This is a genomic window from Allosphingosinicella deserti (assembly GCF_003012735.1).
GTDB lineage: Bacteria > Pseudomonadota > Alphaproteobacteria > Sphingomonadales > Sphingomonadaceae > Allosphingosinicella > Allosphingosinicella deserti.
On the sequence record NZ_PXYI01000007.1, the window covers coordinates 192,916 to 207,077 of the forward strand.

Below are 14,162 nucleotides of genomic sequence, written 5' to 3' on the forward strand. Positions count from 1 at the left end.
GTTTCGACGCAGCATCAGCCCCGTTCGGCGCAGAACGCGCCCGTTTCGGCGAAATCGCGGAACGATCCCTGAAATCCTAACCGGCTGGCGTCGCTTCGAATTCCCGGCGAGCACGACCCTATTTCAGGCGTGTTCTGGCGGGACGTAATGAAAATCCACGAGGTAGACGTTGCTGCCGCTGCCGTGCTTCGCCGTCTTGAGCAGGTCGACCATGCCCTCGAAACCGGAGCGGCGGGCGAGCGCGCCGGTGACATCGCCGAGTGCGATCGGCCGGATCGCGTCAACAATGATATGGCCGTGCTCCATCGGATAGGCTCCGCCGACCTTGACGTGCGGCCGGGTCCAGATCCGGATGCTGCAGGTGATCCGGCCCTCCCGGACACCTTCACGAAGGCGTTTGGCGAACATCATCTCACGAAGATAGAGCAATGACGCAGACGTCAGCAATATCGGTCACGTCGGGGCCAGAATGAGACAACGGGCACAGGGATCAAGGGGTGAAATCGAGACGGCGCGACCAGTCTTCGACTTCGCCGGTGGCGAGCCGGCGCGCGGCGAGAACTTTCCAATTCTCGGCAAGATGGGGGAGGGCGGTGACGATGGCCAAAGCATCCCGATCGAGCATGTCGACGTACAGGAGCCGCGAAAGGCGCGCGATCGTCCAGTCCGGCGAGGGGCGATCGACCAGCGTCATGGCGTCGCCGACATCCACGTGGCCCTCCTCGATCACCCGGTAATACCAGCCGGTTCGGCCGGTCGCCTGAACCCGCCGCGACATATCCGCCACGCCGAAGCGGTCGTTCAGCTTCCAGCACGGCTGACGTCCCTGGCTGACCTGGATCAGGGCGCCGCCTGCGCGAAACACATCGCCGATGGCCACATCCGCTTCGGTAAGCCCGGTGGTCGACACATTCTCACCGAAGGCGCCCGGCCGATTGAGCAGCGCGAGATCGCCAATCTCGCCGCGCCAGGCAGCGTGGTGATCGAATGGATAATGGTGAACCGATTTCTCGGGCCCGCCATGATGCTTGAGATCACCCTGGGCATCGCTCGCAAATCCATTCAGGCCAAGCCACAGGCGCCCCTCGACCGGATGCTTGTCGATCCCGCTTGGGATGCCGCGCGGGCCAAGGGGTCTGACGGGACCCGTCAGCAGCGCCTGAATGTGCGGCATCCCATTCTCCATTCCGGTTCGTGGGCGTCCTTACCGGGTGAAGCATCGTTCGACAAAGTGCACCGCCGCAGAGCGAAGAGACAGCGGCGCTTTCTGCGCTGGTGGTTCGCCTCGCGAACTTTGCGTTCAGATCAGCCGGCGCCGCATCGTGATCTGCGCTTTCTCCGCTCAACATATGACGGTGCGCTCGAGGAAGGCCATACCTGCCACGTTGCAGACGGACATATTCAACTTACACGCAAGCTCGCCGACGCCGTGCTTCCCCTGCTGGCGGGACGCCCAGCGCCCGTCAGATATCCTGGCTGATCCGGCCGTACAGCTCCGGGCGGCGATCGCGGAAAAAGCCGAAGGCGGAGCGGTGGGCACGGGCCTGGGCGAGATCCAGGGTGGCGACCAGCACCCCGGTGTCGGTGGCGCCGAATTCCGCCTGGATGTCGCCGCGCTCGTCGCAAATGAAGCTGTTGCCGTAATAACGCTGGCCATGCTCGGTGCCGACCCGATTTGCGGCGACCACCGGCACGACGTTGGACACGGCGTGACCGATCATCGCCCGCCGCCACAAACGGCTGGTGTCGAGATCGGGATCGTGCGGCTCCGTGCCGATGGCGGTCGGGAACAGCAGGATCTCGGCGCCGTCGAGCATCAGCGCCCGCGCGGTCTCCGGATACCATTGGTCCCAACAGACCGCGGGGCCGACCTTGCCGTAGGGCGTCTTGAACGTCTTGAAGCCGGTATTGCCGGGGCGGAAGTAGAATTTCTCGGAGTAACCCGGTCCATCCGGAATGTGGCTCTTTCGATAGACGCCCATGACGGCGCCATGATCGTCGATCATCGCCAGGCTGTTATAATGATGATGGCCGTCGGCCTCGAAAAAGCTCGTCGGAATGTAGACTCCGAGCTCGGCCGCGAGCTTCTGCATCGCCAGCACCGCCGGATGCTCGTCGACAGGCAAAGCGCGGGTGAAGTGGCCCTCGTCCTGAGTGCGGCAGAAATAATGGCCCTCGAACAATTCGGGCGGCAGGATCAGCTTCGCGCCTTTGGCCGCGGCCTCACGCACGAGCTCCGACACGGCGGCGATATTCTCTTGGACGTCGTCCGAGAAAGCGAGCTGCAGGGCGGCGACGGTGATCGTGGTCATGATGTTCGGATCATCCCGGATGGAAGCGCGTCAGGCCGGCATTTGCTGGCTGATGCAGTGGAAGCTGCCGCCGCCGGTCAGGACATGGTCCGCGCGCAGCCCCACCGCCTTGCGGCCCGGGAACAGCGCACCGATCGCCCGCACGGCGTCGTCGTCATTCGGCGCGCCGTAGATGGGCACCACCACCGCCGCATTGCCGATGTAGAAGTTCATATAGGAAGCCGGAACGATCTCGCCATCCCGCTCGACGAGGCCGGGGGAGGGGATCGGCACCACCTCGACGCCGAACGCTTCGGCGCGGCGGCGCGCGTCCTCGAAGATCGCCGCGTTGGGATCGTCAGGCCCGGCGGCCACGGGCAGAGCGAGCCGGCTCTCGCCGACGAAGCGCGCGAGATTGTCGACATGGCCGTCGGTATGGTCGTTCAGCAGACCCTCGCCGAGCCACAGGATCCGCTCCGCACCGAGATCCCCGCGCAATGCCGATTCGATCGCCTTGCGGTCGAGCCTCGGGTTTCGATTGGGATTGAGCAGGCATTGTTCGGTGGTGACGAGCAGACCGGTGCCGTCGGCGTCGACCGCGCCGCCCTCCAAGATCCACTCGCGGCGCTCCGCCTCCAGGCCGGCGCTGTTGGCGAGCCGCAGCCCGATCGTGTCGTCGCCCTCGAGATCGTATTTGCCGCCCCATCCGTTGAACAGGAAGCTGCGCGGCACCCGCGTCTCGCCATGACCGAGGATGATCGGACCGGTGTCGCGGAGCCAGATGTCGCCGAATATCTCCTGGACGACGGTGGCGAACGGCGCGAGCTCGGCCGCGCGCCGGGCAGCAACCGGATCTGCGGCGACGATGCGAATCTCCTCGCCGCGCCCTTCGGCATGAACGGCAGCGGCAAAGGCGGCGACTTCGGCCTGCGCGGCCTCGAGATCCTCGAGCCAGAGATCGGCATGGCTTGGAAATCCAATCCAGACGAATTCATGCTCGTCCCATTCGGCGCTCTGGCGAAGGATCATTGGCCGGCGGCTCCGCTGCGCGAACGATCGCGAATGGCGCGGAATTCGTCACCCTGGTTCCAGTTCGGCCAGGCGCTTCCGGTGGCGAGATCACGGCCTATCTGCCAGTAGATCTGGAGCTCGTGAAGTGCGCCCGACCAGTCCCAAGTGGGATCATATTCGTCGTTCGGCCCGTGATAGCGTTCGGCGCGATAGCGCGTCTGCCACGCCTCGCCCGCAGCGGTGCCGCCCTTGACGAGATCGTTGCCGAGCTTCGCGTAGAGCATCGGCACGCCCTTCTTGGCGAGGCTGAAATGGTCCGAACGATAATAATAGCCGGCCTGGGGCGACGGCTCGGGCTTGACCGTCAGTCCTCCGAGGGCGCGGCCGAGATAGGTGTCGAGCTCCGACTTGCCGCCTCCGACGGCGACGAAATCGCGTGCATCGCCGGCGAGACTGAGGCTGTCCATGTTGACCCCGCCGACCGTGCTCGCCAGCGGATAGACCGGGTTCTCGGCATAATATTGCGAACCGAGAAGCCCCGATTCCTCGCCCGTGACGGCGACGAAGACGATCGAGCGGTCGGCCGCGCCCGTCTTCGCATGAGCTTCGGCGAGCGCGATCAGGCCGGCGGTGCCGCTGGCATTGTCGACGGCGCCGTTGCAGATGTCGTCGCCGGACGGATCGGCATCGCAGCGGCCGAGATGATCCCAATGGGCGGTGTAGATCACATATTCGTCGGGCCGCCTGGCGCCCGGCAATACGCCGATGACGTTACGGGACGCCTGACGCTTGATCTGATTGTCGAGCCGGATCGACACGTTGGTGCCGAGCGGCACCGCCTTGAAACCGGGCTGCTTCGCCGCCTCGACGAGCGCGCCCAGATCCTTGCCGGACGCGGCGAACAGCCTTTGCGCGGCATCCTGGGTCAGCCAGCCGACCATCTTCGACTGATCCATATGGTTGTCGGGATCGTCCATATTGTACTGCGCGCCGGTCCACGAAGATTGGACGACGTTCCATCCATAGGCCGCCGGCTCGGTCTGGTGGACGATCAGGGCGCCGGCTGCGCCCTGGCGCGCCGCTTCCTCATATTTGTAGGTCCAGCGGCCGTAATAGGTCATCGCCTTGCCGCCGAAACGCCCGTTCAGATCCGAAGCCTGCCAATCGGGATCGTTGACCAGGATCACGACCGTCTTCCCGCGCACATCGAGCCCGGCATAGTCATTCCAGCCGCGCTCCGGCGCGTTGATGCCGTAGCCGACGAAAACCAGTTCGGAAGCGGCGAGCTCGGTGCGCGGCTGCACCTGATAGGTATTGGCGACGAAATCCTTGCGATAGTCGAAGACGAGCGGCGTTCTGCCACCGCCGATCGTCATCTGCGAGGGCGAGGCGGTGTTCTCGACCAGCGGCACGTTCTGATACCAGCTACCCTTGTTGCCCGGCTTGAGCCCGGCTTTCCGGAACTGATCCGCGATAAATGCGACGGCCTTCTCCTCGCCGGCGGTAGTCGGCGCACGCCCTTCGAACGCATCCGTCGACATCGTCTGCGTCGCGGACTTGAGCGTATCGAGCGAGATCGGCGCCGGTCGGCGGGCGGAATCCGCGGCGAGCGCCGAACTTGCGCAGCCGGAGAGCAGGGCGCCAGCGAGGATTGCGGGCAGGCGATTGACGAACATCGGGTGGTTTCTCCGGGCGGCAGTCTGTTCGGGCTATTGGCACCACGGCAGAGGCCATGCAAGCTTGCGCCGGCGACGGAGCGCACCGCTCTGCGCCGCTCAAACGGGCTCATTCTCAGGGGGATGACCACGATTGAACGGGTTTGCCAATGGGCGCCAGATCGTTGCTCTGACTCAGAGTCGTGCGCCGCAGGACGCAGTACCCTCAAAACAAAACGGCCGCCCCAAGGGACGGCCGTTTCCGTGGCTAGAGCCGGATCTGCCGAAAGATCAGCGCGAGTAGAACTCGACCACCAAGTTCGGCTCCATGCGAACCGGGTAGGGAACCTCGTCGAGCGTCGGGACGCGCGTGTAGGTGATCTTGGCGTTGCCTTCCGGGCTCACATAATCGGGGATCTCGCGCTCGGCGAGACCCTGCGCTTCCATGACCAATGCCATCTCGCGCGCCTTCGGGCCCAGTTCGATGACGTCGCCGACATTCACCCGGCGCGACGCGATGTTGCACTTGACGCCATTGACGCGGATGTGACCGTGGCTGACGATCTGACGGGCCGACCAGATCGTCGGCGCGAACTTGGCGCGATAGACGATCATGTCGAGGCGGCGTTCGAGCAGGCCGATCAGGTTCTGCGAGGTATCGCCCTTCATGCGGGCGGCTTCCGTAAAGGTCTTCTTGAACTGCTTCTCGGTGACGTCGCCATAATAGCCCTTCAGCTTCTGCTTGGCGCGAAGCTGGATGCCGAAGTCCGACATCTTGCCCTTGCGGCGCTGACCGTGCTGGCCCGGGCCATATTCACGCTTGTTGACGGGGCTCTTCGGACGACCGAAGACATTCTCGCCCATACGACGGTCGAGTTTATACTTGGCGCTGCTGCGCTTGCTCATCTGTGGTCCAATCTGCTTGGTTGCTATGTTTCCGGAACCGCACCGCCCGAACTGCATCGGACGCGGCCACCGCTTCACCGGAGTGCGGGGCCAATTGCGAAGGCCGGCACATGGCGGCGAGGGGTGGATAAGTCAAGCAAAAGCGAGGCGATGCGGTCGGCCCGCCCGTTCGAAAGCGGGCACTTCCCCACGGGACGATCACCCTCTAAGCGCCCCTCATGGAATTCGATATCACTCCGCCGGCGGACTGCCGGACCATGGCCGAAGTGCGGGCCGGCGTCGACAGTCTCGACCGACTCCTCGTGGAATTGCTCGCCGAACGCTTCCGCTACATGGACGCGGCCTCCCGCATCAAAACGGAGCGTGGAGCGGTTCGCGACGAAGGTCGGAAGGCGCAAGTGCTCGCGAACGTTGCCGATCATGCCCGTGAGCTCGGCGTGCCGATCGACCTCGTCACGGATCTGTGGGAGCGCCTGATCGAGGGCTCTATCGCTTACGAGCTCGCTCGCTTCGACGGAGCACCTGCCGCGCAGGACTGAGCTTCCGGCGGACCCGAGCCCTGAGTCCGGCAACGATCATTCCTGCCGCGGGCGGGGATTGACCAGCGCGCGAACCATGCCGCGCATCGCCTGAACTTCGCGGTTCGACCATCCGGCTTTGGTGATGAGGGTGCGGATCGTGTTCTTGGTCGCCGGCGTCCGATCCGGCGGATGGAAATAGCCGGCGGCTTCCAGCGACTCCTCGAGTTGCCCGATCAGGCCTTCCAGTTGCCCCTGATTTGCCTGCGGCTCACGCTCTTCGCCGATCGTCGGCATCAGGAGATCGCCGTGCTTCGACCATTCATAGGCGAGCAGGATCACCGCCTGGGCGAGGTTCAGCGACCTGAATTCCGGATTGATCGGAACCGTGACGATCTTTGCGGCGATCGCGACTTCGTCCGTCTCGAGCCCGGAGCGCTCGGCACCGAACAGGATCGCCGAAGGCTCCGGCTGCATGCGAATTTCGCGGGCAGCTTCCTCGGGGGTCGCGACCGGTACGACCAGGCCCCGCTTGCGCACCGTGGTCGCATAGACATGGACGCAGTCGCCAACCGCTTCGGCGACGGTGCCATAAACGCGCGCCTTCTCAAGCACGATGTCCGCGCCGGACGCTGCCGGCCCCGCCGCCGGATTGGGCCAGCCGTCGCGTGGGCTGACCAGACGCAGGTCGGTGAGGCCGAAATTCAGCATGGCGCGCGCGGCCTTGCCGATATTCTCGCCAAGTTGGGGCCGGACGAGAACGATCGCGGGAGAAGGGGCTGGGGCGGGAGAAGGGGCCGGCGATGTCATTCGCGGCCGACTTCGCCGACCGAGCCGGCGAATTCCTCGAAGTCGCGCGCTTCGGTGAAGTCCTTGTAGACGCTGGCGAAGCGGATGTAGGCGACGGGATCGAGCGCCTTCAAACCATCCATGACCATCTCGCCGATGCGGGTGGAGACGATCTCGCTCTCGCCGCTCGTCTCGACCTGGCGCTGGATCGACGACACGAGCCGGTCGATCCGCTCCTGCGGGACCGGCCGCTTGCGGCAGGCGATGGCGATCGAGCGATCGAGCTTGGTGCGATCGAAGGGCTCGCGCCGGCTGCCCGATTTCACCACCGTCAGCTCGCGCAATTGCACGCGCTCGAAGGTGGTGAACCGGGCACCGCAATCCTCGCATTGCCGCCGGCGCCGTATGGAGGTGCCGTCCTCGCTGGGACGGCTATCCTTCACCTGGCTGTTTTCATGAGAGCAAAAGGGACAACGCAAGGTCGGGCTTAATCCTGGTAGATCGGGAAACGGGCGCACAGCGCGCGGACCCGTGCCTTGACCTCCGCCTCGACCGCCGCATTGGCTTCGTGGCCATTGGCCTTGAGGCCGTCGAGCACGTCGGCGATCATGTCGGCGATGTCGCGGAACTCGGCGACGCCGAAGCCGCGGGTGGTGCCCGCGGGCGATCCGACCCGGATACCGCTTGTCTTGATCGGCGGCAGCGGATCGAAGGGGATGCCGTTCTTGTTGCAGGTGATCGAGGCGCGCTCGAGCGCTTCGTCGGCATCGCGCCCGGTGATGCCGAGGGGCGTCAGGTCGACGAGCGCAAGATGCGTATCGGTGCCGCCGGCGACGAGCGCCGCGCCGCGCTCCTGGAGGCGCCCGGCCAGCGCCTTGGCATTGGCGATCACCGCCTTCGCGTAAGACTTGAAGCCCGGCTCGAGCGCTTCGCCGAAGGCCACTGCCTTGGCGGCGATGACATGCATCAGCGGTCCGCCCTGCAGCCCGGGGAAGACGGCCGAGTTGATCTTCTTGGCGATGTCCTCGTCATCGGTCAGCACCATGCCCCCGCGCGGCCCGCGAAGGGTCTTGTGGGTGGTGGTGGTGACGACATGGGCATGGCCGAACGGGCTCGGATGCTCGCCTGCGGCGACGAGGCCGGCGAAATGGGCCATGTCGACCATCAGCAACGCTCCTACCTCGTCGGCGATCGCGCGGAAGCGGGCGAAATCGATGTGCCGGGGATAAGCCGAGCCGCCGGCAATGATCAGTCGTGGCTTGTGCTCCCTGGCAAGGCTTTCGACCTGGTCGAAGTCGATCAGGTGATCGTCCTTACGCACGCCGTACTGGACGGCGTTGAACCACTTGCCCGACAGCGCCGGCTTGGCGCCATGGGTCAGGTGGCCGCCGGCATCGAGGGAGAGGCCGAGGATGGTGTCGCCGGGCTTGGTCAGCGCGAGCATGACGGCGCCGTTGGCCTGGGCACCCGAATGCGGCTGGACGTTGGCGAAGCCGCAGCCGAACAGTTGCTTGGCACGCTCGATGGCAAGCGTCTCGACCGCGTCGGACGGCGCACAGCCCTGATAATAGCGGCGGCCCGGATAGCCTTCGGCATATTTGTTGGTGAGAACCGAACCCTGTGCTTCGAGCACGGCACGCGACACGATATTCTCGGACGCGATCAGCTCGATCTGGTTCTGCTCGCGGTCGAGCTCGGCCGCGATCGCATCGGCGACCGCAGTGTCGGCGACGCGCAGGCGCTCGGTGAAGAAGCCGGCCGGCTGAACGTCGCTGAGATCGTTGGCGGGGACATCATTGGCTGGGCGGGTGCTCATCATGCGGGCTCCTTCGCAAAATCGGGGTTGGTGAGCTTGTCGATGCGGCGCTGATGCCGGCCGCCGGCGAACGGGGTGGCTAGGAATTGGGCAATGCAGTCGCGCGCTGTCTCGATACCGATCAGGCGCGCGCCGAGGGCAAGCACGTTGGCATCATTATGCTCGCGGGCGAGCCGCGCGGAGAGGCCGTCCGAGACGAGGGCACAGCGGCAATGGGGATGACGGTTGATGGCGATCGAGATGCCGATGCCCGATCCGCAAAGAGCAATGCCGCGTTCGACCTCGCCATCGGCGATCGCGCGCGCGATGCGGTAGCCGTAATCGGGATAATCGACGCTGTCCGTCGACGCCGTGCCGAGATCGAGCACGTCATAGCCTTGGCCGCGCAGATGCTCGGCGAGCTCCGCCTTCATCGCATAAGCTGCATGATCGGAAACGATGGCGATACGCTCAGCCACGCCGGAAGACTCCGCTTTTGATTGAAGGCGCCTCTCTAAGCGAGTGGCGGTGCGCCCGCAATCGCGAGTTCGGTGCGAATGTCCCGAGGAACCCGCAACAGAGAGGGCGGTGGCGGTCCGGTTAGGCGGCCACCCTGAGCTCGAGCCGGTCCCAGATCTCGACGAGCGCGCCGGCGAGTTCGCGCATCATCGCCTCATCGTGGCTGGGTCCCGGGGTGAAGCGGAGGCGCTCGGTGCCGCGGGGGACGGTGGGGTAATTGATCGGCTGGACGTAGACGCCGTATTCGGCGAGCAGGATGTCGCTGATCTTCTTGGCCTTGACCGGATCGCCGACCATCAGCGGCACGATGTGGGTGGTCGAGGCCATCACCGGCAGCCCGGCATCGGCGAAGATCGCCTTGAGCGTCGCCGCGGCGGCCTGCTGACCTTCGCGCTCGGCGCTGGACGCCTTGAGGTGGCGGACGCTGGCGAGCGCGCCGGCGACCAGCACCGGCGAGAGCGAGGTGGTGAAGATGAAGCCCGGTGCGTAGCTGCGGATGACGTCGACGATGTTGCGGTCGGCGGCGATGTAGCCGCCCATCACGCCGAATGCCTTGCCGAGCGTGCCTTCGATGATGGTCAGGCGGTGGGCGACGTCGTCGCGCTCCGAAATGCCGCCGCCGCGTGCGCCGTACATGCCGACGGCATGGACTTCGTCGAGATAGGTGATCGCATTGTAGCGGTCGGCGAGATCGCAGATGGCGGCGATCGGCGCGACATCGCCGTCCATCGAATAGACGCTCTCGAACGCAATCAGCTTGGGCGCGTCCGGATCGGCTTGCGCAAGCAATTCCTCGAGATGCGCGAGATCGTTGTGGCGGAACACCCGCTTCTCGCAGCCCGAGGTGCGAATGCCGGCGATCATCGAGGCGTGGTTCAATTCGTCGGAGAAGATCACGCAGCCCGGCAGCAATTTGCCCAGGGTGGAGAGCGTCGCCTCGTTCGAGATGTAGCCCGACGTGAACAGCAAAGCCGCTTCCTTGCCGTGGAGATCGGCAAGCTCGGCCTCGAGATCGACATGGTAATGGGTGTTGCCGCCGATGTTGCGGGTGCCGCCCGAACCAGCGCCGACATCGTGGAGCGCCTCCTCCATCGCCGCGATCACCGACGGATGCTGGCCCATCGCCAGATAATCGTTCGAGCACCAGACGGTGATCGGCTTGGGGCCGTTATGCCCGGCAAAGCAGCGCGCATTCGGGAACGATCCCTTGTTGCGCAAGATGTCGATGAACACACGGTAGCGGCCCTCGGCATGAAGCCGGTCGATCGCCTGGGCGAAGATTCGCTGATAGTCCAAAAGTCCGCTCCCCGGGGCTCTACCTGCCCGCCTATAGCGATTCCGCCCCGAGATGGCTAGCCGGAGCCATCCTGCAAGAGCGATGATTTTACAGCGTTTCGATACGGGCGAGGCCGAAATCGGCCATCCCGCTGCGATAGGCGTCGAAGTCCGTCGCGCGGCTGGTGAAAATGGCGCGTCCTTCGGGCGCACTCTCCGGCCAGAGATGGTTGCGCGTGAGCCACGCGGTTCGTCTGGCAATGCCCTCCTTGCCGTCGACGAACCGCACCGGACGTGACGACGCTGCGGCGAGCTCGTCTTGGACGAGTGGAAAATGGGTGCAGGCGAGCACGATCGTGTCGATGCGATCCCCGCCGGGGCGCGTGTACAGCGCATCGAGAATCCGCGCGAAGGCGGCGGGATCGAGTGTCTCGCCGCGAAGCTTGGCTTCGGCGAGGTCGACCAGTTCCGCCGAGCCGTGGCGGACGACCGTGCAATCGGCCGCAAATTCGGCGGCGAGGCGATCGACATAAGGCTGCCGCACCGTCGCCTCGGTGCCGAGCACGCCGATCGCCCGGGTTTTCGACAAAGCCGCCGCGGGCTTGATCGCCGGCACGGTGCCGACGATCGGCAGATCGAGCGCTGCGCGGACGGCGTCGAGCGCAATCGTCGAGGCGGTGTTGCAGGCGATGACGACCAGTTCGGGATCGAAGCGCTCGGCAAGGCGGCCGAGCAAAGCGGGGACCCGAGCCTCGATCTCCGCGGCCGACTTGGTGCCGTAAGGATAACCGGCGCTGTCGGCGACATAGACGATCGGTGCGGTCGGCAGCAGCGCACGGATCGGGCGCAGGACGGAAAGGCCGCCAATGCCGGAATCGAAGACGAGCAGCGGCCTGGGTTCGTTCATCGCGCTCCGCTACAGGGCAAGGCCGCAGCTGCGCAAGCGACGAGCGCAGGCGCCGAAATTGTTGCGCGGTGGGGGCGATCCGCTACATTCCGGCACTCTCGGGGAGTAAGTGGTGACGATCGATAGCATAGCCGGTCCCCTGCTGGCCCTTGTCCTTGGCTATCTGCTGGGATCGATCCCGTTCGGCATCCTACTCACGCGCTTCACCGGCGCGGGCGATCTCCGCAAGATCGGATCCGGCAATATCGGCGCGACCAACGTGCTGCGCACCGGTCGCAAGGGCCTCGCGGCGGCGACCTTGCTGCTCGATCTGCTGAAAGGCACGGCGGCGGTCCTGCTCGCCGAGCATTTCGTCCCCGGCACCGCGCAGCTCGCCGCAATCGCGGCGTTGCTCGGCCACATGTTTCCGATCTGGCTGCGTTTCGCGGGCGGCAAGGGCGTCGCGACCTTCATGGGTCTCGTTCTCGGCTTCGCGATCCTTGGGGATCTCCATTGGGCCGCGCCCGCGGCCTATGCGGTGGTTTGGATCGGACTGCTCGCCGCCACCCGCTATTCGTCGCTCGCCGGCATGTCGGCCGGGCTCAGCGCACCGATCGCTGCCGCCATTCTCGGGCGCTACGATCTGGCCTTGATGTTCCTTGGGCTGGCGCTGCTGGTGCTGTGGAAGCATCGCGACAATGTACGGCGACTGCTTGCCGGCACGGAGCCGCGGGTCGGCACGGCCAGGAATGGCTGATACGGGCGCAACCGAGGACCAGGTCGCCCGCCTGCGCCTCATCCGCTCGGACAATATCGGCCCGATCACCTATTTTCAGCTCCTGGCCCGCTTCGGCTCCGCGTCCGCAGCGATCGCAGCGATCCCCGACCTCGCGGCCCGCGGCGGCGGACGTGCGCCAAGGCTGGTCGGCCGCGCCGCCGTGGAAGCGGAAATGGAGGCGGTCGCGAGGCTGGGTGCGCGCTATCTGTTCGTCGAGCAGGGGGCCTATCCCGCCTTGCTTGCCGAAACCGAAACCGCGCCGCCGGCGCTGATCGTCAAGGGGCATCTGTCGCTGCTCGATCGCACCCTGGTAGCCGTGGTCGGTGCCCGCAATGCGTCGGCCGCGGCCTGCCGTTTCGCCAGGATCCTCGCCCAGGCGCTCGGGGAGGCCGACGCGGTGGTCGTCTCCGGGCTCGCCCGCGGGATCGACACCGCCGCGCACGACGGGGCGCTCGAGAGCGGCACCATCGGAGTCGTCGCCGGCGGAATCGACGTCTATTACCCGCCCGAGAATGAAGCACGGCAGCGGGCGATCGCCGAGCGTGGTCTGTTGATCTCGGAACAGCCGCCCGGCATCGAGCCACGCGCCCGGCATTTCCCGTCGCGCAACCGTATCATCGCCGGCATCGCCCTAGGCACCGTCGTGGTCGAGGCGGCGCCGCGCTCCGGATCGCTGATCACCGCCCGCTTTGCCGCCGATTTCGGACGCGAGGTGATGGCGGTGCCCGGCTCGCCGCTCGATCCGCGTGCGCAGGGCTGCAACGGCCTCATCCGCGACGGTGCGACTTTGATCCAGAATGCCGAAGACGTGCTCGAGGCGCTGAGCCCCGGACGCATCGGTCCGTTTCGTCAGCGCGAGATCCCCTATGCGGCGCCGGAGCCGACCGCGGATGCGGACGATCAGGCACGGCGTGCGATCGCCGGTCTGCTCAACGCGACGCCGGTGCCGGTCGACGAGCTGATCCGTCAGACCGGTCTGACGCCCGCCATCGTTCACACGGTGCTGCTCGAACTCGAACTCGCGGCACGGCTGGAGAGGCATGCCGGCGGAAAGGTCAGCGCACTCTGATGGACGGAGAGATTACGACGCGGGCCATTCTGGGTCGTACGCTCGACATACTGCGACCCGACCCCGGCCCCTTTCTGGTCGTTACGGCGATGCTGACCGGGGGCAGTTTCGCGCTCCAGGCCAGCCTCCCGGAGAGCGATTGGAATCTGCTCATCGAGTTCGTCGTGCTCATTCTGGCGCAATATGCTGTGACCAAGCGGCTGCTCAAGCGGCGGTTCGGGGACGTTACCGGCGACCGCCTCGCCGTCGTGTTCGCCATCTCTCTCCTCTCCACTGCGGCGATCCTTTTCGGCTATTGTGCCCTGATCGCGCCGGGTGTGCTGCTTTCCGTGCGCTGGTTCAGCGCCATTCCGATCGCGCTCAGCGGCAATCTTGGGATCGGCGACGCCTTACGGAAAAGCTGGCAGACGGCCGAGGGTCATGGAAGCGCAGTCTTTGGCGTGCTTCTCATCCTGTACGCGCCCATGATTATTCTCCTGATCGCGGTCGTGATCGCGAGTTTCAACGGGGACCTGTTCACAGCCGAGCCGGCACCGCTCGCAACCGTTGCGATTGATGCGGTGACCAATCTGACGGTCGTAACGAGCTGGTATGCGGCGATTGCCTTCCTGGAATTGCGCATCCCGAGGAAGACGGCACTCGAAGAAGTTTTCGCCTGATTGTGAGGCGC

16 protein-coding genes are annotated in these 14,162 nt (G+C 65.6%); 4 read left to right on the forward strand and 12 right to left on the reverse strand.

The features are described 5' to 3' along the window. Positions 1-123: 123 nt before the first annotated feature. From C7I55_RS20270 to rpsD, 6 genes are all read right to left on the reverse strand, one after another. On the reverse strand, positions 124-408 hold the full coding sequence (locus C7I55_RS20270) for an ASCH domain-containing protein (protein ID WP_199192961.1): 285 nt from the start codon (positions 406-408) through the stop codon (positions 124-126). An 82-nt stretch (positions 409-490) separates the two neighbouring features. Beyond that, positions 491-1,174, reverse strand: coding sequence for an MOSC domain-containing protein (locus C7I55_RS20275; RefSeq protein WP_106514962.1), 684 nt, complete (start codon positions 1,172-1,174; stop codon positions 491-493). Positions 1,175-1,463: 289 nt separating this feature from the next. Continuing rightward, positions 1,464-2,312 (reverse strand): N-carbamoylputrescine amidase, encoded by an 849-nt coding sequence (gene aguB / locus C7I55_RS20280; protein ID WP_106514838.1) that lies wholly within the window; start codon positions 2,310-2,312, stop codon positions 1,464-1,466. Positions 2,313-2,342: 30 nt separating this feature from the next. Then, positions 2,343-3,320 (reverse strand): agmatine deiminase family protein, encoded by a 978-nt coding sequence (locus C7I55_RS20285; RefSeq protein WP_106514839.1) that lies wholly within the window; start codon positions 3,318-3,320, stop codon positions 2,343-2,345. Continuing rightward, positions 3,317-4,978 (reverse strand): M28 family metallopeptidase, encoded by a 1,662-nt coding sequence (locus C7I55_RS20290; protein WP_106514840.1) that lies wholly within the window; start codon positions 4,976-4,978, stop codon positions 3,317-3,319. Before C7I55_RS20290 ends, C7I55_RS20285 begins: the two co-directional genes overlap by 4 nt. A 270-nt stretch (positions 4,979-5,248) precedes the next feature. Further along, positions 5,249-5,863 (reverse strand): 30S ribosomal protein S4, encoded by a 615-nt coding sequence (rpsD, locus tag C7I55_RS20295; RefSeq protein ID WP_106514841.1) that lies wholly within the window; start codon positions 5,861-5,863, stop codon positions 5,249-5,251. 218 nt (positions 5,864-6,081) lie between these two features. Here rpsD and C7I55_RS20300 point away from each other — a divergent pair, with 218 nt between their 5' ends. Then, a complete protein-coding gene (locus C7I55_RS20300) occupies positions 6,082-6,402 on the forward strand; it encodes a chorismate mutase (RefSeq protein ID WP_106514842.1) in 321 nt (106 codons plus the stop codon). 36 nt (positions 6,403-6,438) lie between these two features. Here C7I55_RS20300 and C7I55_RS20305 read toward each other — a convergent pair whose 3' ends face one another. From C7I55_RS20305 to murI, 6 genes are all read right to left on the reverse strand, one after another. Continuing rightward, positions 6,439-7,191, reverse strand: coding sequence for an RNA methyltransferase (locus C7I55_RS20305; RefSeq protein WP_106514843.1), 753 nt, complete (start codon positions 7,189-7,191; stop codon positions 6,439-6,441). Then, complete coding sequence (gene nrdR, locus C7I55_RS20310) at positions 7,188-7,649, reverse strand: transcriptional regulator NrdR (RefSeq protein WP_106514844.1); 462 nt, start codon at positions 7,647-7,649, stop codon at positions 7,188-7,190. Before nrdR ends, C7I55_RS20305 begins: the two co-directional genes overlap by 4 nt. An 8-nt stretch (positions 7,650-7,657) precedes the next feature. Then, the gene (gene glyA, locus C7I55_RS20315; protein ID WP_106514845.1) at positions 7,658-8,986 is read right to left on the reverse strand and encodes a serine hydroxymethyltransferase; all 1,329 of its coding nucleotides are present in this window, start codon (positions 8,984-8,986) and stop codon (positions 7,658-7,660) included. Then, positions 8,986-9,444 (reverse strand): ribose 5-phosphate isomerase B, encoded by a 459-nt coding sequence (rpiB, locus tag C7I55_RS20320; RefSeq protein ID WP_106514846.1) that lies wholly within the window; start codon positions 9,442-9,444, stop codon positions 8,986-8,988. Before rpiB ends, glyA begins: the two co-directional genes overlap by 1 nt. A 121-nt stretch (positions 9,445-9,565) precedes the next feature. Beyond that, positions 9,566-10,780: a 5-aminolevulinate synthase gene (gene hemA, locus C7I55_RS20325; RefSeq protein ID WP_106514847.1), complete on the reverse strand. Its 1,215-nt coding sequence runs from the start codon at positions 10,778-10,780 to the stop codon at positions 9,566-9,568. Positions 10,781-10,868: 88 nt separating this feature from the next. Further along, entirely contained in the window at positions 10,869-11,666 is a 798-nt protein-coding gene (gene murI, locus C7I55_RS20330) for a glutamate racemase (protein WP_106514848.1), read from the reverse strand. A 112-nt stretch (positions 11,667-11,778) separates the two neighbouring features. On the opposite strand from murI, the gene plsY reads away from it, so the two are divergent. Genes plsY through C7I55_RS20345 form a run of 3 tightly spaced genes read left to right on the forward strand, consistent with a single transcriptional unit; the run spans position 11,779 to position 14,151 of the window. Continuing rightward, entirely contained in the window at positions 11,779-12,402 is a 624-nt protein-coding gene (plsY, locus tag C7I55_RS20335) for a glycerol-3-phosphate 1-O-acyltransferase PlsY (RefSeq protein ID WP_233222324.1), read from the forward strand. Next, entirely contained in the window at positions 12,395-13,492 is a 1,098-nt protein-coding gene (dprA, locus tag C7I55_RS20340; RefSeq protein WP_106514849.1) for a DNA-processing protein DprA, read from the forward strand. Before plsY ends, dprA begins: the two co-directional genes overlap by 8 nt. Then, positions 13,492-14,151: a glycerophosphoryl diester phosphodiesterase membrane domain-containing protein gene (locus C7I55_RS20345; RefSeq protein ID WP_106514850.1), complete on the forward strand. Its 660-nt coding sequence runs from the start codon at positions 13,492-13,494 to the stop codon at positions 14,149-14,151. The genes dprA and C7I55_RS20345 overlap by 1 nt, the downstream gene beginning before the upstream one ends. The last annotated feature ends 11 nt before the right edge of the window (positions 14,152-14,162 follow it).